Below are 23,594 nucleotides of genomic sequence, written 5' to 3'. Positions count from 1 at the left end.
GACCATGAGCGACGTTCAAGACGCCCCCACCAACATGGCCCGCAAGATCCCGGCGCCGCCGGTGACCATCGAGAGCAAGCCCTTCTGGGACGCGGCCGCCGAGGGAAAGTTCCTCATCAAGCGGTGCAACGCCTGCGGCGAGGCCCATTGGTATCCGCGCGCGCTTTGCCCCTTCTGCTTCTCGGACGAGACGGTCTGGGAAGAGAGCCCGGGCGAAGGCGTGATCTACACCTACAGCGTCATGCACCGCTCCCCGACCGGCCCTTACGCCATCGGCTATGTGACCCTGAACGAAGGTCCGGCGGTCCTGACCAACTTCGTCGACGTCAAGCCCGACGGTCTGTCCATCGGCCAGAAGGTCAAGGTGAAGTTCCAGGACACCGAGGGCGGTCCGCCGGTCCCGGTGTTCGCGCCGATCTAAGCCACGGCCTCGCGAGCCAGCCGCGCGATCAGCGGCTGGGCCTCGCGGGGATGGCGCAGGCGATGGATCGTGAGATGGCTTAGCCGGTCGTCGGCGAAGGCCTCCACGTAGCGCGCCCGGCGGCGGGCGAAGGTGTCCCAGGCCCAGCGGATGGGATGCTCCTTGTCCAGCCAGGACGCCCAAGTCTCCACATTGCCGGTCCCAGGCCAGACTTCCTTCCGGCTCAGCGATCGCTGGAAGGAGCGGCGCAGCACCCGCGACATGATCACGCCGCGCCCGTAGTCCAGCCAGACGATATGGGTGGCGCGGGCCAGGATGGTCGGCAGGACGCGGCTGTAGTTGCCGTCGGTGACCCAGGCGTCGCCGGCCACGGCCGCCTCGACCCTGCGGACGAAGGTTTCGGGATCATGAGTGTTGAGGTCGCGCCAGCCCGCCTGCCAGTTGATGGCGTCCAGCTCGATCACCGTTAGGCCGCGCGCCGCGCCCAGGCGGCGGGTGAAGGTCGACTTTCCCGACCCGGAACTGCCGACCACCGCCACCCGCATCAGTCGTCCTTCAGCCCCATCTCGGCGCGCACCTCGGCGGTGTTCTCGCCCAGGCGCGGGGCGTGGCGGCGGATGTTGCTGGGCGAGCCGGTGAACTTCACCGGCGGCTTCATGGCGTTGTAGGGCCCCGAATGGGGGTGCTCGTAGCGCTCGAAGAAACCCACCGCCTTGAGGTGCGGGTCGTCGGGCAGGTCGTCCAGGCGTGCGGTCTTCACCACCGGGATCGACAGCGGCTTCAGCAGGTCCAGCCACTCGTCGGTGGTCTTGGTCTTGGTGACCTCGCCGACCAGGGCGTAGAGCTCGTGAATGTGCTTGCCCCGCGTCGAATAGTCGGAGAATCGCGGATCCTTGCCGAAGGTTTCACCCCAGCCGGCGGCGGCGAAGAACTGGTCCCACTGCTTGTCCGTATAGGGCAGCAGGCCGATATAACCGTCCTTGGTCTGGTACGGGTTGCGGTTGGGATTGGCCACCCGCTGATAGGCCCACTGGCCGGTCGGCGGCTCGAAGGTGTGGTCGTAGAGGTGCTCGACCAGGGTGAAGCTGGTGACGCATTCCAGCATCGGCACCTCGATGAACTGCCCTTCGCCGGTCCGCTCGCGATGCAGCAGGCCCGCGGTGATCGCCTGGCACATGAACAGGCCTGAGACCTTGTCGGCGATCAGGCTCGGCAGGATGCGCGGGGTGGGGTTGCCGTCGGTGCGCGGCAGCAGGTCGGCCAGGCCCGAGGCCGACTGGATCAGGTCGTCATAGGCCGGCTCCCCGGCATATGGGCCCTCCGAGCCGTAGCCGGCGGCGTGGACATAGACCACGTCGGGGCGCAGGGCCTTCACGTCCTCATAGGCCAGGCCCAGGCGCTTCAGGCCGTCATAGCGGATGGAGGTGGCGAACACCTCGCAGCTCGCAATCAGGGCCTCCAGCAGCGGCCGCGACTTGGGGTCCTTCATGTCGACGAGGACCGAGCGCTTGTTGCGGTTGATGGTCAGGAAGATGGGGCCGAGGTCGCGGGGGGTGTCCTTGGGCACGTGGCCCGCCCAGCGCATGATGTCGCCGCCGTCGCCGCGGCCGGAGCCCGGATCCTCCAGCTTGATGACCTCGGCGCCCTGGTCGCCCAGCATCTGGGTGGCGTAGGCGCCGAAGACCACGCTGGTGAGATCCAGGATGCGGATTCCCTTGAGAGGGCCTGTCGCCTCGCCGGCCAGTTTCCTCGGTTCCGTCACGTCACGCCTCCCCTAGACCGCGCCAGTCGCTATGATCGTCGCAAAGATCGCGCACTGACGCGGGGGAGGGCTAGTGGACTTCGCACTTTCCGACGAACACCGGATGCTCAAGGAGCTGGTGGCGCGGTTCGTCAAGGACGAGCTGATGCCGCTGGAGGCCGGTGTTCTGGCCCGCGAGACGTCCGGCGGTGGGCTGGGCATCGGCGCGGCCGAGCACCAGCGCCTCGATGAGGTGTCCAGATCGCTCGGCCTCTGGGGCCTGGATGCGCCCGAGGACGTCGGCGGGGTCGATCTGCCCTATGTCGCCATGGTGGGCGTCAACGAGGAGCTGGGCCGCACCGTCACCCCCTACACCCTGCCGCCCGACAGCCCGAACCTTCGCATGCTGATGGCCACGGTGAGCGAGCGCCAGCGGGTGGCCTATCTCGCCCCCTATGTGGCGGGCGAGACCATCAGCGCCATCGGCATCTCCGAACCCGGCGCGGGCGCCGACCCCGCCGGCATGCTGACCACCGCCGAGCGCGACGGCGAGGACTGGATCCTGCGCGGCCGCAAGATCTGGATCACGCGGGCCGAAGAGGCCGACTTCACCATCGTCATGGCGGTGAGCAACAAGGAGAAGGGCGCGCGAGGCGGGATGAGCGCCTTCCTGGTCGACAAGGGAACGCCCGGGTTCAACATCCAGCGCAAGATCCCGATGATCGGCGGTCAGGCGACCTATGAGATCACGCTCGACGATTGCCGCGTCGAGGGCTGGAAACTGTTGGGCGAGGAAGGCAACGGCTTCGGCCCCATGCAGATCCGCCTGGGCACCCGGCGGATCGAGATGGCCTCCTGGTCGATCGGCATGGCCCAGCGGGCGCTGGACATGATCTGCGAGTACGCGCCCCAGCGGAAGACCTTCGGGCTGCCGCTGTCGGAGCGCCAGGCGATCCAGTTCTGGGTCGCCGACGCCGCCACCCGCATCCACGCCGCGCGGCTGATGACCTATGACTGCGCCTGGAAGCTGGACCAGGGCCGCGACGTCCGCCAGGAGATCTCGATGATCAAGGCCTACGCCACCGAGATGGCGTGGGAGGTGGTCGACCGGGCCATGCAGACCTTCGGGGCCATGGGTATGACCAAGGAACTGCCGCTGCAACTGATGGCCGCCAAGCTGCGGACCATGCGAATCTATGACGGCCCCACCGAAGTCCACAAATGGGTGGTGGCCCGCAACCTGTTGGGGACCAGACGATGAAGACCGCTTACGGCGACGACCTGACCGTGACCCTCGACGGCCACGTGGCGACGGTGATCATCGACCGACCGCCCTACAACCACGTCTCGGTCGGGCTGATGCGCGACCTGGCCGACGCCCTGGAGGACGCCGACCGCGACAACAACATCCGGGCCATCGTCCTGGCCTCGGCTGGCAAGGCCTTCTGCGCCGGCGCCGACCTAGTGTCGTCCGACGGCATCGCCAACAACGGCATGGGCGGCATCAACGCCCTCTATGACCAGGCGGTGCGGCTGTTCTCCGTGGAGACCCCGATCGTCGCCGCGGTGCAGGGCGCCGCGGTCGGCGCGGGCCTGGGCCTGGCCCTGGTGGCCGACTTCCGGGTGGCCGCGCCGGAGGCCAGGTTCTCCGCCAACTTCGTCAAGCTGGGCTTCCATCCGGGCTTCGGCCTCACCTACACCCTGCCCCGGCTGGTCGGCGAGCAGCGGGCCAGCCTGATGTTCCTCACGGGCCGCCGCGTCCCGGCCGAAGAGGGCCTGGCCTGGGGTCTGGTGGACGAGGTGGTCCCGCAGGAGCACCTGCTGGCCGCCGCTCAGCGCCTGGCCGGCGAGATCGCCGAGAACGCGCCGCTGGCGGTGACCGCCACCCGCAAAACCCTGCGCGGCGAACTGGCCGCCGCGGTCCGCGCCCAGACCAATCACGAACACGCCGAGCAGACCATCCTGCGGGCCACCGAGGACTTCGCCGAAGGGGTCCGGGCGGTGCAGGAACGCCGGCCGGGGAACTTCCAGGGGCGATAGAATTTCAACAGCATTGGCGTTGAATCGCCTGTCGAAGCTGACTGACGGCGACCTTTACTCTTGCCCTTGGGCTTGAGGGTCAGGCCGCCGCCACAGGCGCCTTGCCGAGCTGGGAGGCGGCCTTGGCCAGGGCGGTGATGCGGTCCCAGTCGCCGGCCAGGACGGCGTCGCGGGGCGCCACCCAGCTGCCGCCCACGCAGATCACATTGGGCTGGGCCAGGTAGTCCGGCGCGTTGTTCAGGTCGACCCCGCCGGTCGGGCAGAAGATGGCTTGCGGGAAGGGGCTGGCGAAGGCCTTCAACGCGCCCACGCCGCCGACGATGTTGGCCGGGAACAGCTTGAAATGGCTGAAGCCCGCTCGCAGGCCCCACATCAGTTCGGTGGCGGTGGCGATGCCCGGCAGCAGCGGCAGGGGGCCGTCGGCGCCCTCGCCCTCGATCAGGCCGGGGCTGACCCCGAACTTGGCGCCGTTGTCGGCCGCGGCCTGGCGCTTGGCGGCCGTGGTCACGGTGCCGACCCCGACAACGGCCTCGGGGACCTCGCCGGCGATGCGACGCACGCAATCCAGGGCCACCGGGGTGCGCAGGGTGACTTCCAGCGCGTAGAGCCCGCCCGCCACCAGGGCCTTGGCGAGGGGCACGGCGTGCGCTTCCTCCTCGATGATCAGGACCGGCACCACGGGCGCCAACTTCAGGATCTCGGCGAGGGTCAAAGGCGGCTTCCTTCCAGTTGTTCCAGCACACGGGCCGCCCCAACCAGGGCCGCGTAGGGATGCACGATCAGCGAGGTCGGGATGTCGCGGGTATAGTCCGAAAGCCGGCCCTTGTCCTCGAACCGGCGGCGGAAGCCGCCCGAGGCCAGGCGATCGGCCATGCGCGGGGCGATGCCGCCCGACACATAGACTCCGCCGCGGGCGCCGCAGGTGAGCGCCAGGTCGCCGGCCACCGAGCCGAGGATCTCGCAGAACCGGTCCAGGGTCTCCTCGGCCAGCAGGTCGCCGCCCGCCTGGCCGGCCGCCAGCACGGCCTTCTCGTCCGGAAGATCGGCGGCCACGCCGCGCACGTCGGCCAGGCCGCGATAGAGCGCATGCAGCCCCGGCCCCGACAGGATGCGCTCGATGGAGACCCGCCCGTGGGTGCGGCGCAGGCTGGCCCAGACGGCGGCCTCGACCCCGTCATAGGGGGCGAAGGCGGCGTGTCCGCCCTCGCTGGAGATCGGAATGTCGCCGCGCTCGGTGCGCACCACCATGGAGACGCCGAAGCCGGTGCCGGCCCCCAGCACCACCACCGGAGCGCCCTCCGCGCCCTTCAGCTTCGGGCCGATCACCCGCAGGTCGTCGGCGTCCAGCACCGGGGCGGCCAGGGCCTGGGCGGCGAAGTCGTTGATCAGCTTGGCGGCGTGGAACTCGAAGGTGCCGATCAGCTCGCCCTCGGAGACCCGCCAGTCGAGGTTGGTGAACTCGATCTCGCCGTCGACCACGGGTCCGGCCACGGCCAGCACCGCCTTGTCCGGGCGCTGGCGCCCGGCGATGGTCTCCAGATAGTCGGCGATCACATCGGTCAACGCGCCGTATTCCGACGCCGCATAGGTCTTGGGATTGCGGATGCGGCCCGTCGAATCGACCAGGGCCAGGCGGGCGTTGGTGCCGCCGACATCGCCGACCAGACCGATATAGGCGACCTTCATGCTGCGTCTCCGAACAGGGCGCAGGCGCCGGCCTCGGCGGGCCCCGCGGCCCGGCGCATCCAACCAAACAGCTCGCGGCCGTAGCCGAAGGCGGCGGGCGGCGTGGGCGCGGCGGCGCGGGCCGAGAGCTCGGCCGGATCGACCAGGATCGCCAGCTCGCCGGTGTGGCCGTCGAGGCGGATGACGTCGCCGTCCCGCACACTGGCCAGTACGCCGCCCATGGCGGCCTCCGGGGTCACGTGGATGGCCGCGGGCACCTTGCCCGAGGCGCCCGACATTCGCCCGTCCGTGACCAGCGCCACCTTGAAGCCCTTGTCCTGCAGCACGCCCAGCACCGGGGTCAGGCTGTGCAGCTCCGGCATGCCGTTGGCGCGCGGGCCCTGGAAGCGGACCACGGCGATGAAGTCGCGGTTGAGCTCGCCACGCTTGTGGGCCGCCAGCAGGTCGTCCTGGTCGTCGAACACCAGGGCGGGCGCCTCGACCGCCAGGTTCTCGGGCTTGACCGCAGAGGTCTTGATGACCGCGCGGCCCAGGCCCCCCTTCAGCAGCCGCAGGCCGCCCTCCGGCTGGAAGGGGTCGGAGACAGGGCGCAGGATGTCGGGGTTCAGGCTCTGGGCGGTCCCGTCGCGCCAGACCAGTTCGCCGTGCTCCAGGAAAGGCTCCTGCTGGTAGCGGCGCAGGCCGGGTCCGGCGACCGTGGTCACGTCGTCGTGCGCCAGGCCGGCGTCCAGCAGTTCGCGCACCACGAAGGCCATGCCGCCGGCGGCGTGGAAGGCGTTCACATCCTCGCTGCCGTTGGGATAGACCCGCGCCAGCAGCGGGGTGACGGCCGACAGCTCGTCGAAATCCGTCCAGTCGATCAGCACGCCCGCGGCCCGGGCCATGGCGACCAGATGCAGGGTGTGGTTGGTCGAGCCGCCGGTGGCGAGCAGCCCGGCCAGGGCGTTGACGATGGCCTTGGCGTCCACCACCGCGGCCATCGGCGTATAGGCGTTGGCCGCCTGGGTGATCTCGACGGCGCGCTTCGGAGCGTAGGCCACGAGGGCGTCGCGCAGGGGTGTGTTGGGGTGGATGAAGGCCGAGCCTGGCAGATGCAGGCCCATCATCTCCATCATCATCTGGTTGGAGTTGGCGGTGCCATAGAAGGTGCAGGTCCCCGGCCCGTGATAGGACTTCATCTCGACGTCGAGCAGTTCGTCACGGGTGGCCTTGCCCTCGGCGAACAGGCCGCGCACCCGGGCCTTCTCGGCGTTGGAGAGGCCGCTGCTCATAGGCCCGCCGGGCACGAAGATCACCGGCAGGTGGCCGAAGGCCAGGGCGCCGATGGTCAGGCCGGGCACGATCTTGTCGCAGATCCCCAGCAGCAGGGCGGCGTCGAAGGCGTCGTGGGTCAGGGCGACGGCCGTCGACATGGCGATGACGTCGCGGGAGAACAGCGACAGCTCCATCCCCGGACGGCCCTGGGTCACGCCATCGCACATGGCGGGCGTCCCGCCGGCGAACTGGGCCGTGGCGCCCACCTCCTCCGCCCCGGCCTTGATGAGCTCGGGGAAGCGCTCCAGCGGCTGGTGGGCCGACAGCATGTCGTTATAGGCCGAGACGATGGCGATATTGGGCGCCGCGGGATTGCGCATCCGCTGCTTGTCCTCGTCCGGCGAGGCGGCGAAGGCGTGGGCCCAGTTGGCGCAGGAGAGCTTGGCGCGACCCGGGCCCTGGTTGCGGGCGGCCTCCATGCGGTCCAGGTAGTCGGCACGGACCTCGCGGCTGCGTTCGACGATGCGTTCGGTGACAGCGGCGGTGACGGGATGGAGGGACATGGCGGCTCTCGAACTCACGGCGTCCAGAGGATGCGAACGGGCGCTTTAGCCTGTTCCAGCAAGGCGTGCACGGGAAGACCGGCGCCGTTCTCGACGATCGCCCGCTTCGTCGCGCCGGAGATCAGGATCAGGGTGGCGCGGGCGCGCAGCAGGGCGGGCAGGGTCATGGTGATCCGCGCGACGGGCGGGGAGCCGACGCCGGCCGGAACGCCCAGCAGCAGGCGGTCGGAGGCCAGATCCATGCCGGCCGCGAGCACAGGGCTGCCGGGGATCAGCGAGGCCACGTGGCCGTCCTCGCCCATGCCCAGCAGCAGCATGTCGTAGGAGCCGAGGGCCGCGATCTCCGGCTCGGCCAGGTCGGCGGCGGCCTGGGGACTGTCGGCCGGGCGCGACAGCGGCACGAAGCGCGCGGCGGCGGCGGCCTCGACCAGCAGCCGCTCGCGCACCAGGCGTTCGTTGGAATCCGGCGAGTCCGAGGGCACGAAGCGATCGTCCGACAGGGTGACGGCGACCCGGCTCCAATCCAGCCGCGAGCGGCAGAGCTGGTCATAGACCGGCGCGGGCGAACGGCCGCCGGTAGCCACCAGGCTGGCGCCGCCGCGATGGTCGATCGCCGAGAGCAGGGCCGCATGCGCGGCGGTCGCGGCGGCCGCGGCGAGGGCGGCGGAAGTCGGGAAGGTCTCGATCATGTTCCGCCCTTAACGCCTGTGAACGACAAACGCCGCCGCATTTCGCCTATCGGGCGAGAATTAGCGCCGCGCTGCGGAACAATCCCCTGGGTTGGGGAGCTATGCCTATGGCCCGCCTCCAATCCGCGCGGCCTGTTGAGGGGGCTTGCCCGCATCGTCAGGAGTCCACCATGAGGATCGCTCAGGTTCCGCCGCTCTATGAGGCCGTCCCGCCCAAGTTCTATGGCGGCACGGAGCGGGTGGTGGCGCACCTGACCGACGCCCTGGTGGAGTTGGGCCACGAGGTCACCCTGTTCGCCAGCGCCGAGGCCCAGACCAAGGCGCGGCTGGTCTCCGTCCGCGACCAGGCGATCCGTCTGGACCCGGCGACGCTGAAGTCGGACCTGGCGGCCCACATGACCCAGCTCATCGAGGTGCGGCGGCGCGCGTCGGAGTTCGACGTGATCCACTTCCACACCGATATGATCCATTTCCCCTTCTTCGAGGCCATGCCGGACAAGACGCTCACCACCCTGCACGGTCGCCTGGACCTGAAGGACCTGCCCGACGTCTACCGGCGCTGGCGACAGTTCCCGCTGGTCTCGATCTCCGACGACCAGAGGCGGCCGATTCCCTTCGCCAACTGGGCGGGCACGGTGCATCACGGCATGAGCGCCGACCTCTACCGGCCGAGCTACGAGCCCGGCGCCTACCTGGCCTTCCTCGGGCGGATCTCGCCGGAAAAGCGGCCGGACCGCGCCATCGCCATCGCCAAGCGGTTGGGCATGCGCCTGAAGATCGCCGCCAAGGTCGACTCCGCCGACCAGCGCTACTATCAGGATAAGATCGAGCCGCTGATCCTGGCCGAGCCCCTGGTCGAGTTCGTCGGCGAGATCGGCGACGCTGAGAAGTCGGCTTTCCTGGGCGGGGCCGCGGCCCTGCTGTTCCCCATCGATTGGCCGGAACCCTTCGGCCTGGTGATGATCGAGGCCATGGCTTGCGGGACGCCGGTGGTGGCCTATGCCTGCGGCTCGGTGCCGGAGGTGATCGAGGACGGGGTCACCGGCTATATCGTTCACGACGAGGACGAGGCCGCCGCCGCCGTGCGCCGCGCCGTGGGCTTGGACCGGCGGGAGGTGAGGCGCAGATTCGAGCATCGGTTCTCGGCGACGGCCATGGCCCGGCGGTATCTTGATCTGTACGCGGGCGCCGGCGCGTCCGTCCCGCGCGACGTCGCCCTCGCCGCGAACGGCTGAGGACAGAGACCGATGGACGACCTCGCGCCGGCCCCCGACGCGCCCGTCGAGCACGGCGAAACCCGCGAGCCCCGCGTCCCGTACCGGATGTTCTCGCTGAAGGACAAGGACACCTTCGTGGTGTGCGACGCCTTCGGCGACATCCTGGGCGCCGGCGACGGCCTGTTCCACAACGACACCCGTATCCTGTCGCAGTTCCGGCTGCTGCTGGGCGGCCAGCCCCCGTCCCTGCTGTCGGCGGCGATCGCCCAGGATAACGTCTTCTTCACCTCCAACGGCGCCAACCAGGCCCTGCCCTATCCCGGCGGCCCCATGGGCCCGCCCGGCGTTCTGCACGTGGAGCGCAAGCGGTTCCTGTGGGAGGAACGGCTTTACGAGCGGATCACCTGCTTCAACTACAGCCGCGACGTGGTGCTGCTGCCCCTGTCGCTGGAGTTCGCCGCGGACTTCCACGACATGTTCGAGGTGCGCGGCATGACGCGCGCCAAGCGGGGCTACCAGCGCACGCCCGAGCTCGACGGCCGCTCAGTGCGCTTCCGCTACGAGGGGCTGGACGCGGTCGAACGGACCAGCGTCATCACATTCTCCGACCCGCCTGGGCGGCTGGGAGCGCACCGGGCCGACTACATGTATTCCCTGCAGCCCGAGGGCCGGCTGGAGCTCTATCTGGAGATCGGATCGGACGGCGGCCACATCCCCAGCAAGGAGCGTTTCCGCGACGCCGCGGCCCGCGCGCGCTGGGACATGCGGGCGCGGCGCCGGCACGGGGCGCGGCTGCGGACCTCAGGGCGACTGTTCAACGAATGGCTGGAAAAATCCAAGGCCGACCTCGCCCTGCTCACCACCCGCATGGAGACCGGTCCCTATCCCTATGCCGGCATCCCCTGGTTCTCGACCGCCTTCGGCCGCGACGCGATCATCACCGCCTGGCAGATCCTCTGGTTCGAGCCCAGCCTGGCCAAGGGCGTGCTGACCTACCTGGCCGCACACCAGGCCGAGGAGGTCTCCGCGTTCCGCGACTCCGCCCCGGGCAAGATCATGCACGAGACCCGCAAGGGCGAGATGCCGGCCTTGGGCGAGGTGCCGTTCGGCCGCTATTACGGCGGCGTCGACACCACGCCGCTGTTCGTGGCCCTGGCCGGCGCCTATGCCGAGCGCACCGGCGACTTCGCCCTGATCGACGACCTGTGGCCGGCCCTGCAGGCGGCGACCGCCTGGATGGAGCGCTACGGCGACACCAACGCCGACGGGCTGATCGACTACAAGCGCGGCCAGGATTCCGGCCTCTCCAACCAGGGCTGGAAGGATTCCGAGGACAGCGTCTTCCACAAGGACGGCCGGTTCCCCGATGGTCCGATCGCGCTGGTGGAGGTGCAGGGCTACGCGTTCAGCGCCTTCCGGGCCATGGCCGGTTTCGCCCGCCGCAAGGACGACACCCGAAGCGCCGAGCGCTGGGCCGGGCGCGCCGAGCAGATCCGCGAGGCGGTCGAGCGGCTGTTCTGGATGGAGGACCAGGGGTATTACGGCATCGCCATCGACGGTGAGGGGACGCTCTGCCGAGTGCTGTCCTCAAACCCAGGCCACCTGCTGTTCTCCGGCCTGCCGTCCCCTGACCGTGCGCGGCGGGTGACCAAGCGGATCCTTTCGGCGGCGTTCGATTCCGGGTGGGGGGTGCGCACGCTGGCCACGGGCCAGGCGCGCTTCAACCCGATGAGCTATCACAACGGATCGGTCTGGCCGCACGACACCGCGCTCTGCGCCATGGGCCTGTCGCGCTACGGCGAGCGCGAGGGGGTGGTGTCCCTGACCTCGGGCCTGTTCGAGACCGCCAACAATTACGAGATGCGCCTACCGGAACTGTTCTGCGGCTTCACACGCATGCCCGGCGAGCCGCCCGTGGCCTACCCAGTGGCCTGCCTGCCGCAGGCCTGGGCGGCGGGTTCGGTGTTCATGATGGTCCAGGCCTGCCTGGGCATCCATATCGACGGCGACAAGGGCGAGGTCGACGTCTACGACCCGCGTCTGCCGATCGGCATCGACCGGTTGTGGATCGATGGCCTGCGGGTCGGTGACGCCAGGATCGACCTGGGCTTCGAGCGCGTCGGTTCGCGTGTCGAGGTTCACGCCCGCGGCGGCGCGGGCGTGCCGGTCAGGGTGCGCTAGTCGTTTGCTGGCAAGAGTCCAGGACCACAGATCCTCCCCCAGCGCGGAGCGCGGATTGGGGGAGGTGGATCGTCGCGAAGCGGCGAGACGGAGGGGGCTTCATCCACGGCCGAGAGAGTCAAAGTCCCCCTCAGTCGGCTGCGCCGCCAGCTCCCCCAGAGGGGGAGCATTTGCCCTGTCCCTATCGGCGTGGGGTATGGGCGAGCCGCAGGATATTGGCCGCGCCGGGCGAGCCCATGGGCAGACCCGCCAGGATCAGAACCCGCTGACCCGGCCCGGCAAGACCCATCTCCATGGCCTGCTCCACCGCTGCGCGGGCGAGGTCCTCGGGGTCGGAGATCGCCTCGGTCACCTTGGACTCCACGCCCCAGACCAGGGCGAGCCGGCGCGCCGCCGCCGGGTACGGCGTCAGGGCCAGAATCGGCTGCAGCGGCCGCTCGCGCGCCATCCGCATGGCGGTCTGCCCAGTGGTGGTGAAGGTCACCAGGCAGGCGGTGGAGGCGGCCTCCGCGGCGCGGCGGGCGGCGGCCACCAGAGCGTCGGCGTCGGCGTCGTCCACCGGATACTCCGCGCGCATCAGCTCGCTCCAGCGCGGGTCCTGTTCCACGCGGGAGAGGATGCGGTCCATGATGGTGACGGCCTCCACCGGATAGTCGCCCACCGCGCTCTCGGCCGAGAGCATGACCGCGTCGGCGCCCTCGTAGACCGCGCCGGCCACGTCGGAGGCCTCGGCGCGGGTGGGGGTCGGGGAGTGGATCATCGATTCCAGCATCTGGGTGGCGACGATCACCGGGATGCCGCGGGTCCGCGCCGCCCGGATCAGGGCCTTCTGCACCACCGGCACATCCTCGGGATTGAGCTCCACCCCCAGGTCGCCGCGGGCGACCATCACCGCCTGGCAAAGGTCGAGGATCTCGTCGAGGGCCTCCAGGGCGGCGGGCTTTTCGATCTTGGCCAGGACGCTCGCGCGGCCCTGGACGATCTGGCGCAGCTCGGCCATGTCCGAGGCCCGCTGGACGAAGGAGAGCGCCACCCAGTCGACGCCTTCATTGAGGGCGAAGGCCAGGTCCTGGCGGTCCTTGGGCGTCAGGGCCGGGATCGGGATGGCCAGGCCGGGCAGGTTGAGGCCCTTGTGGTCGGAGAGGCTGTCGCCGGAGACCACCACCGTATCGGCGAAGTCCTTGCCGCAGCGGCGGACCTTCAGCCGCACCTTGCCGTCGTCCAGCAGGATGTCGGCGCCCGGCCGCAAGGCGGCGAACACCTCGGCCAGGGGCACGCCCACGCGGCTGGCGTCGCCGGGAACCTCGGAGAGGTCGAGCCGGAAGTCCTGGCCCGGCCGGATCCGCACCGTCTTGTCCGCGAACTCGCCCAGGCGGATCTTCGGGCCCTGCAGGTCGGCCAGCACCGCCAGCGGCCGGCCGACCACGGCCTCGGCCGCGCGAACGTCGGCAATGGTCCGGGCGTGGTCGTCATGGACGCCATGGCTGAAATTGACCCGGAACACATCGGCGCCGGCGCGGGCCAGTTCGGCGATCCTGGCCACACCCCGGCTGGCCGGGCCGAGGGTCGCGACGATGCGGGCTCGGCGGTCGCGGATCATCCTGGGCTCCTTGGGGGCGGCAACCGGTGTCATGGCGCTCGGGCGGCGCCTGATGATTCGGATCGCAGACTATCAAACCGCGCACGCATGGTGTCTCCCTTGAACCGTTCCTGCCGCTTGCGGATTCCTGACCAATGACCCAGACCCTCGACCTGTTCCCTATCGGCAACTGCGCGGCAAGCGCCCTGATCGACCGCGCCGGCCGGTTCGTCTGGGCCTGCGCGCCCCGGGTCGACGGGGACCCGGTGTTCTCGGCCCTGCTGGGCGGACGCGATCCCGACGAGGACATCGAGGCCCAGGGACTTTGGACGGTGGACCTGGAGGACCAGGCCAGCGTCCGCCAGAGCTACCTGCGCAACACCCCGATCCTCTCGACCGAGATCACCGACAAGTCGGGCGCCGTGGTGCAGGTGATCGACTTCTGCCCGCGCTACCGGCAGTTCGGCCGGGTCTACCGGCCGATGGCCTTCGTCCGCATCGTGCGGCCGCTGGCCGGCACGGCCAATATCCGCATATCCCTGCGCCCGACCGTCAACTGGGGCCAGACACCCCTCGCGCGGACCTCCGGCTCCAACCACATCCGCTATGTGGGTGGGGAGATGACCCTGCGGATGACCACCGACGCGCCCGTGGGTCACATCGAGCACGAGCGGCTGTTCCGGCTGGAGGAGCCTATCGCCATGTTCCTCGGCGCCGACGAGGGGTTTGATTCCGACCTCTCCACCACCGTCGAGCGGATGCTGAAGGAGACCACCGACTATTGGCGCGGCTGGGTGCGCACCCTGTCGGTGCCGCTGGAGTGGCAGGAGGCGGTGATCCGCGCGGCGATCACGCTCAAGCTCTGCGCCCATGAGGAGACCGGCGCCATCGTCGCGGCCCTGACCACCTCGATCCCCGAGCACCCGCCCCACGACGGCCAGCAGGGCCGCAACTGGGACTACCGCTATTGCTGGCTGCGCGACGCCTATTACGTGGTGCAGGCGCTGAACCGGCTGGGCGCCGCCGACATGCTGGAAAACTATCTCGGCTACCTGCGCAACATCGTCGACCGCTCGAAGGGCGGCCACGTCCAGCCGCTCTACGGGGTGGGGCTGGAGCCCTCGCTCACCGAGCGTTTCGCCGAGCACCTGCCGGGCTATCGCGGCATGGGCCCGGTGCGGCTGGGCAACCAGGCGCACGAACACCTGCAGCATGACGTCTACGGACAGATCGTGCTTTCCACGGTGCAGGCCTTCTTCGACGAGCGGCTGTTCCGGCCGGCCACGGTCGACGACTTCCGCAGCCTGGAGCCGGTGGGCGACCGGGCCTTCGAGCTGCACGACAAGCCCGACGCCAGCCTGTGGGAGTTCAGGGGCCGCGAGGCGGTGCACACCTATTCGGCGGTGATGTGCTGGGCGGCCTGCGACCGGCTGGGCAATGCGGCGGCCAAGCTGGGCCTGCTGGAACGCGCCGATTTCTGGAACGAACGCGCCGCCACGGTGCGGCAGACCATCGAGACACGGGCCTGGAACGCCGAGCTCGGCCGTTTCGCCGCGACCTTCGGCGGCGACGAGCTGGACGCTAGCCTGCTGCAGCTGGTCGATGTCCGCTTCGTCAGTCCGGACGACCCACGCATGGCCGCCACCATCGCGGCGGTCGAGCAAGGCCTGCGCCGGGGGTCCTTCATGCTGCGCTACGCCCAGCCCGACGACTTCGGTGAACCCAAGACCGCGTTCAACATCTGCACCTTCTGGCTCATCGAGGTGCTGCACCTGTCGGGACGCGCGGCCGAGGCCCGCGAGCTGTTCACCGAGATGCTGAACCGCCGCACGGCGGCGGGGTTGCTGTCGGAGGATATCGCCTTCGACGGCGGCGAACTGTGGGGCAACTATCCGCAGACCTATTCCCTGGTCGGGCTGATCAACTGCGCGACCATGCTGTCGAAACCCTGGGCTTCGGTGAGGTGAATCCTTTTCGCGTCCTGGGAGTTGTCTAGCGGACACGCCAGCAAGAGGCGCCCGATGACGAGCCAAACCCAGTCCGCCCCGATCCGCCGGTTCTCGGCCCACGGGGTCCATGAACGCCGCAACCAGAGCCACGACGTGTTCGGGGTGAGCTTCGAGGACGCAGCCCTCGACTTCATCGACCGCTGGCGCCCCGTCCCCGACGAGGACGGCGAGATCCAGGTCCAGCTCACCGACTGCGAGACCGGCGAGCGCCAATGCCTGATCGTCGACCTGGAAGGCGGCGAGATAGGAAGCTGCGACTAGGCCCCGCGCAGGTGGGCGCGCCTAGTCGTACCAGGCCCGTTCGGAGCGTTCGATCAGGGCGAAGGCGCCCGACGGGCCCCATGACCCGGCCGCATAGGGCTTGGGCGCCATGCCGGATTCCCGCCAAGCGTCGGCCACGCCGTCGATCCATTCCCAGGCCCGCTCCACCTCGTCGCGGCGGACGAACAGGGTGCGGTTGCCCGCGATGACGTCCAGGATCAGCCGCTCATAGGCGATGCGCCGGCGGGCGTTGGGGCCGGAATAGGCCTTGGCCAGGGAGAGCGACAGCGGCAAGGACTGCAGCCGCATTCCGCCCTCCGAGAGGCCCGGCGCCTTGTTCATCATCAGCAGTTCGATGTCTTCGTCCGGTTGCAGGTCGATGACCAGCCGGTTGGCCTGCAGGTCGGCCTTGGCAGCGGCGTCGAAGATCGAATGCGGCACCGCCTTGAACTGGATGGCGATCTGAGTGCGCCGCTCCGGCAGGCGCTTGCCGGTGCGCAGGAAGAACGGCACCCCGGCCCAGCGCCAGTTGTCGATATCGACCCGCAGGGCGACGAAGGTGTCGGTCTCCGACGGCTGGCCGCGCTCGGTCGCATAGCCCGCGGCGCTCTCGCCGCTCACCACGCCGGCCGTGTACTGGCCGCGCACGCTGACCGCCTGGACGTCGGCGCGGGTCACCGGACGCAGGGAGCGCAGCACCTTGACCTTCTCGTCGCGGACCGAGTCCGGCTCCATGTCCGACGGCGGCTCCATGGCCACCAGGCATAGGAGCTGCAGCATGTGGTTCTGCACCATGTCGCGCAGGGCGCCGTACTCGTCGTAATAGGGCCAGCGGTCCCCCACCCCTTCCGTCTCGGCCACCGTGATCTGCACGTGGTCGATGGTCAGGTTGTTCCACAGCGGTTCGAAAAGGACATTGGCGAAGCGCAGGGCCAGAAGGTTCTGCACCGTCTCCTTGCCGAGATAGTGGTCGATCCGGAAGATGCTCTCCTCGGCGAAGACCTGGGCCACCGCGCCGTTGATGACCTTCGAGCTCGCCAGGTCGCGGCCGATGGGCTTTTCCAGCACGATGCGCGTCTGGGGCGTGGCAAGGCCCGCGGCCGCCAGGGCGGCGCAGACGCGGCCATAGATGCTGGGCGACAGGGCCAGATAGAAGATCGGGGTCTTGGCGGGGCCGATGGCGACCTTCAGCTCCGCGGCCCCCTCCGGGGTGGTGGCGTCGGCGCCCACATAGTCGAGCCGGGCCTCGAACCGGGCCCAGACCTTCTCGTCGAGTCCCGACGCGCCTCCGCGGCCTCCGACCGCGTCCTTGACCTGCGCCCTGAACGCCTCGCGGCTCATCTCGGCGCGCGCCGTGGCGATGATCCGGAAGCCGTCGGCGAGGAACCCGTCGGCGTCCAGGAAGTACAGCGACGGGAACAGCATCCTCTGGGCGAGGTCGCCCGTGCCGCCGAACAGGACGATCACATCGGCGAGAGGCTGCTCGGCCATCGAAGTCACCTTTTCGAGAGATTGGGCTCGAAACGCGCATAGCCGTGTTCGGGGGCGCAACGTCAAGCCCTGGTCCGTCGTTCAACACCTGGAACGGGAGGATATGGATCGATACACGCTGGCGAGCGTTTCCTTGCCGGTGGGCGCATCTATAAGGAATTCATGAGCATCGCGGAATTGCAGATCGGGCTCGAAAGTCCGCCGGCGCGCCTGGCGCTCGCGGGTACGGCCCTGTTCCTGGACCTTGATGGCACCCTGGCGACCATCGCCGAGCGGCCTGAGGACGTGCGTCCCGATCCCCGCCGCACCAACCTGGTCGAGCGCCTGTTGCATGGGTTGGACGGTCGCCTGGCCGTGGTCAGCGGTCGCTCGCTTGAGGATATCGATCACATCCTGGAAGGCCGGGTGACCACCGTCGCCGCCATCCATGGCCTGGTTCGCCGCGACGCTCGCGGCGTGGTGGGCGAAGCCGCGCCGCATCCGGCCCTGGGCCAGGCGGCGGCCCGGCTCGCCGAGTTCGCCGCCCGCGACCGCGACCTGCTCATCGAGGACAAGACCCTCAGCCTGGCCCTTCACTATCGCCAGGCGCCGCACCTGGCTCAGCCGGCCCGGGAGCTCGCCCGGGCGATCGCCGACGAGACGGGCCTCACCTGCCAGCCCGGCGACATGGTGGTGGAGTTGCGCACCCCCGGCGCAAGCAAGGGCGACTCCATCCGCGCCTTCATGACCGAACCGCCCTTCGCCGGCGCTATGCCGGTCTTCCTGGGCGACGACCTGACCGACGAACACGGCTTCTTCGCCGCCAATACGCTGGGCGGGTACGGTGTCCTCGTGGGCCCCCAGCGCCGCACCGCGGCGCGCTACCGCCTGCCCGACGTCGAGGCCGTCCTGGCCTGGCTGGAGGCGGCGTCATGAGCCGCCTGATCGTCGTATCCAATCGGGTCAATCCGCCCAGCGGCAAGGGCGACGAGAGCGTGGGCGGCCTGGCCATGGCGCTGTCGGCGGCCCTGCGCGAATATTCCGGCCTGTGGTTCGGCTGGAGCGGCAAGACCACGCCGGAATTCACCGGCCAGCTCTCCGTGCAGATCGCCGACGGGGTGACGGTGGCCACGATCGACCTCGAGGAGGCCGATGTCAGCGAGTACTACAATGGCTATGCCAATAAGACGCTCTGGCCGCTGTTCCACTACCGCCAGGACCTGACCGCCTACGACCGCTCGTTCGACGAGGGCTACCAGCGGGTGAACCGCCGGTTCGCCGAGACCCTGCGCCCCCTCATCGAGGAGGGCGACCTGATCTGGATCCACGACTACCACCTGATCCCGCTCGGCCGGGAACTGCGCGCGCTGGGGGTCGAGAACCGGATCGGCTTCTTCCTGCACATCCCCTGGCCCGCCCACCAGCTGGTGGCGACCCTGCCGCGCCACAAGCAGCTTGTGGAGGCCCTGTTCGACTACGACCTGGTCGGCTTCCAGACGCCGGAATACCGCCAGGCCTTCGAGGAATACGTGCTGAGCGAGGTGGACGGCGCCGTCGTCGACGAGACGCGGCTGCGGGCCTTCGGCAAGACCGTCCAGGTCGGCGATTTCCCCATCGGCATCGACGCGGCCGAGTTCGCCGAGATGGTGGCGAGCGAGCGGGCCGAACGCACCTTCGGGGTGATGGCGGCCCACACCGCCTTCCGCAAGATGATCGTGGGCGTCGACCGCCTCGACTATTCGAAGGGTCTGGAGGAGCGGTTCCTGGGCTTCGAGCGCCTGCTGGCCGACAACCCGGACCTGCGCCGCGAGGTGCTGATGTTGCAGATCGCCCCGGTGAGCCGCGAAGGCGTCGACTCCTACCAGGAGATCCGCGCGCGGCTGGACGCCCTGTCGGGCCGGATCAATGGCGAATATGCCGACATCGACTGGAATCCGGTCCGCTACGTGAATCGCAACTACCGCCGCGACGAGCTGGCGGGGGTCTATCGCGCCGCCAAGGTCGGCTTGGTCACGCCCATGCGCGACGGCATGAACCTGGTGGCCAAGGAGTTCGTCGCCGCCCAGGATCCCGACGATCCCGGCGTGCTGGTGCTGTCGAAGTTCGCCGGCGCCGCCAAGCAGATGGGCGAGGCCCTGATCGTCAATCCCAACAGCCCTGAAGAGATCGCCGAGGCCCTGAAGCGGGCGCTCAGCATGGGGCTCGCGGAGCGAATCCGCCGTTGGAGCGCTCTAAACGAGGGCGTTCAACGCGACGACGTCACGGCCTGGCGGGACGCCTTCGTAAAGGCGCTTGCCGGGGAAGAAGAGCCGCGCAAGCCAGCCGAAGGCCGACATTATGGCGAACAAGCTCGCCCGCTATCAGTCGATGAGAGACTTCTCCCGGACCTCGGAGCCGAGCGGGAAGCAGACGTCCGCACCTTCGGAGCGTCTGCGCTACGTGATTCAGAAGCACGCGGCGACCCGTCTCCACTACGACTTCCGACTGGAACTGGACGGAGTCTTCAAGTCCTGGGCCGTGACCAGGGGACCCTCGCTCGACCCACACGACCGTAGGCTGGCGGTCGAGACCGAGGACCATCCGCTCGACTATGGCGACTTCGAGGGCACGATCCCCAAGGGCGAGTACGGCGGCGGCTCGGTCATGTTGTGGGACCGCGGCTATTGGGCGCCCGAGCCCGGGACCGACGCCCACGAGGGTCTGAAGAAGGGCGACCTGAAGATCGTGCTCGAAGGCGAGCGCCTGCACGGGGGCTTCGTCCTGGTGCGGATGAAGAGCGACCGCGAGGGCGGCAAGCGCAACAACTGGCTGTTGATTAAGCACCGCGACCAATTCGCCAGGGAGGGCGACGCGGACGCCTTGCTTGCGGAGAACGCCAGTTCCGTGGCCTCCGGGCGCGACATGGACGCCATCACCGCCGGCAAGGGCAAGGCGCCCAAGCCGTTCATGAAGCTGCGGAAGACGAAGGCGACCGCCGACGACACCTGGCGGAGCAAAGGCGTCTCCGAGATCGCGTCGAGGCCCCTGAAGGCCGCGCCCGCGCCCAAGCTCACTGGCGCGTCAAAGGCGAAGTCCACACCTCTTCCGTCCTTCGTCGAGCCGCAGTTCTGCAAGTCCGTCGACCGCCCGCCGCTGGGCCCGGGCTGGGTCCATGAGGTGAAGTTCGACGGCTACCGGCTGCAGATCCGAGTTGAAGGCGGCAAGGCGGTGATCCGCACCCGCAAGGGCCTGGACTGGACGGCGAAGTTCAAGGCGATCGCGGAGGCCGCGTCGAAGCTGCCCGACTGCATGCTGGACGGCGAGGCCGTGGCCCTGGACCACAACGGCGCGCCCAGCTTCCACGGCCTGCAGGCGGCCCTTTCGGACGGCGACACCGGCGACCTGATCTATTTCGCCTTCGACCTCATGTTCGCCGATGGCAAGGACCTGCGTCCGCTAGCCCTGGGCGACCGCAAGGCGGCGCTGAAGGCGCTGTTGTCGGAGGACGATCCCCGCCTTCGCTATGTCGACCACTTCGAGACCTCTGGCGACGCGGTGCTGCAGTCGGCCTGTCGCATGGAGCTGGAGGGGATCGTCTCCAAGCGCCTGGACGCGGCCTACCGCTCCGGCCGCGGCGAGGCCTGGACCAAGGCCAAGTGCCGGGCGGGCCATGAGGTGGTGATCGGCGGCTGGACCGGCGAGCGGGGGCAGCTCCGTTCTCTGCTGGTGGGGGTCAACCACGACGGCAAGCTGCTCCATGTGGGCCGGGTGGGCACGGGCTTCGGCCGCGACGTGGTCGCCCGCGTGCTGCCGGCCCTCGAGGCGGCTGAGAGCGACAAGAGCCCGTTCACGGGCCCCAAGGCTCCCCGCAAGTCGCCCAACATCCACTGGGCCAAGCCCGAACTCGTGGCGGAGATCGAGTTCGCGGGTTTCACCGGCGACGGCAATGTCCGGCACGCCGCCTTCAAGGGCCTGCGCGCCGACAAGCCGGCCGAGGAAGTGGAGGCCGAGGTTCCGGTCCCGGTCGAGGAAGCCGAGCTGGCCCAGCCCAAGCCGGCCAGGACCATCGCCAGGGGCGCGGCGAAGGAGGCCGAGGTGCTGGGGGTGCGCATCTCCAGCCCGGACAAGCCGCTCTGGCCCAACTCGGCCGACGATCCCAGGCCGGTGACCAAGCTCGACCTGGCCCAGTACCTGGAGGCGGTGGGGCCATGGATGATGCCGCACATCGTGGGCCGTCCCTGCTCGGTGATCCGCACCCCGGACGGAATCGGCGGCGAGCAATTCTTCCAGCGCCATGTGGGCAAGGGCGCCTCGAACCTGATCGAGCAGGTCCAGGTTCTGGGCGATCACAAGCCCTACCAGCAGATCGACCGCATCGAGGGCCTGATCGCCTTCGCCCAGACCGGGGCCACCGAGTACCACCCCTGGAATTGCCGGCCGCATGAGCCGGAGGTTCCCGGCCGCCTGATCTTCGATCTCGATCCCGGGCCCGACGTCACTTTCGACGACGTGATCGCCACGGCCCGCGACGTGCGCGACCGGCTGGAGGAGCTGGGCCTGGTCGCCTTCTGCAAGACCACCGGCGGCAAGGGCCTGCATGTGGTCACCCCCCTGGCCAAGCCCAAGGGCAAGCTCGACTGGCCCACCGCCAAGGCCTTCGCCCGGACCCTGTGCGAACGCATGGCCGCCGAAGAGCCCGACAAGTACGTAGTCAACATGTCCAAGAAGCTGCGCGGCGGCCGGATCTTCCTCGACTATCTGCGCAACGACCGGCTCTCCACCGCCGTGGCCCCGCTGTCACCCCGGGCGCGGGAGGGGGCGACGGTCTCCTTCCCCCTCACCTGGAGCCAGGTGAAACCGGGTCTGGATCCCAAGCGCTACACGATCCGCACCGCCCCCGGCCTGCTGAAGAAGACCACAGCCTGGACCGATTACGCCGACAGCGAGCGGCCGCTGGAAACGGCGATCAAGCGTCTGGGCTGACACATCGCGGTCCAATTGCGTCGCGGGGATGAACCTAAGCTGAGCCATTCCGTTCAGACCGGGCTCAAGCGGGACCCATCATCATGGCTCCAAGTTCAACAGGAGAGCCGAGATGAAGAAAATTCTGACCGCCACCATGGCCTTGGCCGTCCTCGCCAGCGCCGGCGCCGCCAGCGCGCAACCCCATAACGGTGTCCGCCACGATGACCGCCGCGATGAACAGCGCCACGACCGCCAGGACGAGCGCCGCGATGACCGCCGCGACTATCGTGACGACCGTCGTGAAGACCGCAGCGAGAATCGCGCCGAACGCCGCGCCGAACGCCGCTATGACCGTCACGTCCAGCGCGCCCACAAGCATTACCGCGCCGCCGAATACCAGCGGCCGTCGGCCTACCGCTATCATCAGTGGACCCGCGGCGAGCGCCTGCCGGCCAGCTACCGCGCCGCCCATTACCGCATCGATCACCGCCACTACGGCCTGCGCGCGCCGCCCCGCGGCTACTACTACACCCGGGTCGACAACGACGTGGTGCTGACCGCGGCCGCCAGCGGCCTGATCGCCTCGGTGATCGTCGGCCTCTTCCAGTAGGTCGCGCCTTCGACATAAACGAGCGCCCCCGGCGAGATCCGGGGGCGTTCGCATGTCAGGCCCGCTTCTTGGCCGCCGGCTTGCGGGCCGCCGAGGTCTTTGCGGGCGCCTTGCGGGCCGGGGTGGCCTTGCGCCGCGATCCGCCGCCCTCGCCCAGGCTTCGCCGCAGGGCCTCCATCAGATCGATGACCTCCGCCTCCTTGGGCTCCTCGACCTTAGCGATTCGGCCGTGGTGCTTTTCCTTCTCCGTGATCAGCTTGCGCAGGGCGTCCTCGTAGCGGTCGTTGAATTCGGCCGGGTCGAAGGGGCCTTCCAGCTGCTCAATGATCTTCTCGGCGATGGCCACCATCTTGGGATCGGCGTGGGCCTTGGGGATGTGGCCGAACACGTCCTTCGGATCGCGCACCTCCTTGTTGGAGCGGATCGTATAGGCAAGGATCCCGCGGTCGCGAGGCTCCAGGGCCAGGACCCGCTCGCGCTGGTGCATCACCACCCGGGCCAGGGCCACCTTGCCCGCCCCTTCCATGGCCTCGCGGATCACGCTGTAGGCCTCGATCGCCATGTCGCCGTCGGGGGCCAGGAAATAGGGGTCGTTCCAGTAGAGCCGGTCGATCTCGGACTCGTCGACGAAGCGCTCGATATCGATGGTCCGGGTGGTCTCCAGCCGGACGTTCCTGATCTCCTCGTCGGTGACCACGACGTAGCGGCCCTTCTCGATCTCATAGCCCTTGACGATGTCGGCGCGGTCCACCGGCCCGGTCTCCGGATCGGTGGGGATCATGCGGATACGGTTGTGGGTCTCCTTGTGCAGCATGTTGAAGGAGACGTCGCTGCTGCGCGAGGTGGCGGTGTGCAGCGCCACGGGGCAGCTCACAAGGGACAGGCGCAGATAGCCTTGCCAGGTCGGGCGGGGGGCCATGACGCGGACT

General features: G+C 69.3%; 19 protein-coding genes and 1 pseudogene. 11 read left to right on the top strand and 9 right to left on the bottom strand.

Annotation, left to right across the window (positions count from 1 at the left end; all coding sequences use genetic code 11):
- The first annotated feature begins 4 nt into the window (after window positions 1–4).
- Window positions 5–421 carry a Zn-ribbon domain-containing OB-fold protein gene (locus tag M9M90_RS02540; RefSeq protein WP_254835596.1) on the top strand — a complete coding sequence of 139 codons (417 nt, stop codon included), beginning with the start codon at window positions 5–7 and terminating at the stop codon, window positions 419–421.
- On the opposite strand, the gene M9M90_RS02535 is transcribed toward M9M90_RS02540, so the two are convergent.
- Entirely contained in the window at window positions 418–966 is a 549-nt protein-coding gene (locus M9M90_RS02535) for a hypothetical protein (RefSeq protein WP_254835595.1), read from the bottom strand. The genes M9M90_RS02540 and M9M90_RS02535 overlap by 4 nt on opposite strands.
- Entirely contained in the window at window positions 966–2,183 is a 1,218-nt protein-coding gene (locus M9M90_RS02530) for a CaiB/BaiF CoA-transferase family protein (protein ID WP_254835593.1), read from the bottom strand. The genes M9M90_RS02535 and M9M90_RS02530 overlap by 1 nt, the downstream gene beginning before the upstream one ends.
- Window positions 2,184–2,256: 73 nt before the next feature.
- Between M9M90_RS02530 and M9M90_RS02525 the strand changes: the two genes are divergently transcribed.
- Both M9M90_RS02525 and M9M90_RS02520 read left to right on the top strand, forming a co-directional pair.
- Window positions 2,257–3,423: an acyl-CoA dehydrogenase family protein gene (locus M9M90_RS02525; RefSeq protein WP_254835592.1), complete on the top strand. Its 1,167-nt coding sequence runs from the start codon at window positions 2,257–2,259 to the stop codon at window positions 3,421–3,423.
- Window positions 3,420–4,202: an enoyl-CoA hydratase/isomerase family protein gene (locus tag M9M90_RS02520; RefSeq protein WP_254835591.1), complete on the top strand. Its 783-nt coding sequence runs from the start codon at window positions 3,420–3,422 to the stop codon at window positions 4,200–4,202. The genes M9M90_RS02525 and M9M90_RS02520 overlap by 4 nt, the downstream gene beginning before the upstream one ends.
- 79 nt (window positions 4,203–4,281) lie before the next feature.
- Here M9M90_RS02520 and eda read toward each other — a convergent pair whose 3' ends face one another.
- Genes eda through pgl form a run of 4 tightly spaced genes read right to left on the bottom strand, consistent with a single transcriptional unit; the run spans window position 4,282 to window position 8,394 of the window.
- Window positions 4,282–4,914: a bifunctional 4-hydroxy-2-oxoglutarate aldolase/2-dehydro-3-deoxy-phosphogluconate aldolase gene (gene eda / locus M9M90_RS02515; RefSeq protein ID WP_254835590.1), complete on the bottom strand. Its 633-nt coding sequence runs from the start codon at window positions 4,912–4,914 to the stop codon at window positions 4,282–4,284.
- Window positions 4,911–5,888, bottom strand: coding sequence for a glucokinase (gene glk / locus M9M90_RS02510; protein ID WP_254835589.1), 978 nt, complete (start codon window positions 5,886–5,888; stop codon window positions 4,911–4,913). Before glk ends, eda begins: the two co-directional genes overlap by 4 nt.
- Window positions 5,885–7,705 carry a phosphogluconate dehydratase gene (gene edd, locus M9M90_RS02505; protein WP_254835588.1) on the bottom strand — a complete coding sequence of 607 codons (1,821 nt, stop codon included), beginning with the start codon at window positions 7,703–7,705 and terminating at the stop codon, window positions 5,885–5,887. The genes glk and edd overlap by 4 nt, the downstream gene beginning before the upstream one ends.
- A gap of 14 nt (window positions 7,706–7,719) precedes the next feature.
- On the bottom strand, window positions 7,720–8,394 hold the full coding sequence (gene pgl, locus M9M90_RS02500; RefSeq protein WP_254835586.1) for a 6-phosphogluconolactonase: 675 nt from the start codon (window positions 8,392–8,394) through the stop codon (window positions 7,720–7,722).
- Between the two features lie 170 nt (window positions 8,395–8,564).
- On the opposite strand from pgl, the gene M9M90_RS02495 reads away from it, so the two are divergent.
- Window positions 8,565–9,629 (top strand): glycosyltransferase family 4 protein, encoded by a 1,065-nt coding sequence (locus M9M90_RS02495; protein WP_254835585.1) that lies wholly within the window; start codon window positions 8,565–8,567, stop codon window positions 9,627–9,629.
- Window positions 9,630–9,641: 12 nt separating this feature from the next.
- Window positions 9,642–11,792 carry an amylo-alpha-1,6-glucosidase gene (locus M9M90_RS02490; protein ID WP_254835584.1) on the top strand — a complete coding sequence of 717 codons (2,151 nt, stop codon included), beginning with the start codon at window positions 9,642–9,644 and terminating at the stop codon, window positions 11,790–11,792.
- A 181-nt stretch (window positions 11,793–11,973) separates the two neighbouring features.
- Here the strand turns inward: M9M90_RS02490 and pyk are convergent, their stop codons facing one another.
- A complete protein-coding gene (gene pyk, locus M9M90_RS02485) occupies window positions 11,974–13,392 on the bottom strand; it encodes a pyruvate kinase (RefSeq protein WP_254835583.1) in 1,419 nt (472 codons plus the stop codon).
- Window positions 13,393–13,526: 134 nt separating this feature from the next.
- On the opposite strand from pyk, the gene M9M90_RS02480 reads away from it, so the two are divergent.
- Complete coding sequence (locus M9M90_RS02480) at window positions 13,527–15,338, top strand: glycoside hydrolase family 15 protein (RefSeq protein WP_254835582.1); 1,812 nt, start codon at window positions 13,527–13,529, stop codon at window positions 15,336–15,338.
- Window positions 15,339–15,392: 54 nt separating this feature from the next.
- The gene (locus M9M90_RS02475) at window positions 15,393–15,641 is read left to right on the top strand and encodes a DUF5961 family protein (RefSeq protein WP_254835581.1); all 249 of its coding nucleotides are present in this window, start codon (window positions 15,393–15,395) and stop codon (window positions 15,639–15,641) included.
- A gap of 21 nt (window positions 15,642–15,662) precedes the next feature.
- Here the strand turns inward: M9M90_RS02475 and zwf are convergent, their stop codons facing one another.
- Window positions 15,663–17,132, bottom strand: coding sequence for a glucose-6-phosphate dehydrogenase (gene zwf / locus M9M90_RS02470; RefSeq protein WP_254835580.1), 1,470 nt, complete (start codon window positions 17,130–17,132; stop codon window positions 15,663–15,665).
- Between the two features lie 162 nt (window positions 17,133–17,294).
- Here zwf and otsB point away from each other — a divergent pair, with 162 nt between their 5' ends.
- The 4 genes and pseudogenes from otsB (at window position 17,295) to M9M90_RS02450 (ending at window position 22,665) form a co-directional block, all read left to right on the top strand.
- The gene (gene otsB / locus M9M90_RS02465) at window positions 17,295–18,047 is read left to right on the top strand and encodes a trehalose-phosphatase (RefSeq protein WP_254835578.1); all 753 of its coding nucleotides are present in this window, start codon (window positions 17,295–17,297) and stop codon (window positions 18,045–18,047) included.
- Window positions 18,044–19,411, top strand: a pseudogene (locus tag M9M90_RS02460) (trehalose-6-phosphate synthase); the annotation flags it as partial. The gene otsB and the pseudogene M9M90_RS02460, both read left to right, overlap by 4 nt.
- 37 nt (window positions 19,412–19,448) lie before the next feature.
- Window positions 19,449–22,073, top strand: coding sequence for a DNA ligase D (gene ligD, locus M9M90_RS02455; protein ID WP_254835577.1), 2,625 nt, complete (start codon window positions 19,449–19,451; stop codon window positions 22,071–22,073).
- A gap of 112 nt (window positions 22,074–22,185) precedes the next feature.
- The gene (locus M9M90_RS02450) at window positions 22,186–22,665 is read left to right on the top strand and encodes an RcnB family protein (protein ID WP_254835576.1); all 480 of its coding nucleotides are present in this window, start codon (window positions 22,186–22,188) and stop codon (window positions 22,663–22,665) included.
- A 55-nt stretch (window positions 22,666–22,720) separates the two neighbouring features.
- On the opposite strand, the gene M9M90_RS02445 is transcribed toward M9M90_RS02450, so the two are convergent.
- Complete coding sequence (locus M9M90_RS02445; protein ID WP_254835575.1) at window positions 22,721–23,584, bottom strand: Ku protein; 864 nt, start codon at window positions 23,582–23,584, stop codon at window positions 22,721–22,723.
- Window positions 23,585–23,594: the final 10 nt, after the last annotated feature.

The sequence above is a fragment of the Phenylobacterium sp. LH3H17 genome (genome assembly GCF_024298925.1).
In the GTDB taxonomy this organism is placed as follows: domain Bacteria; phylum Pseudomonadota; class Alphaproteobacteria; order Caulobacterales; family Caulobacteraceae; genus Phenylobacterium.
Note: the sequence above shows the minus strand (reverse complement) of the source record. Positions and strands in the feature narration are given on the sequence as shown.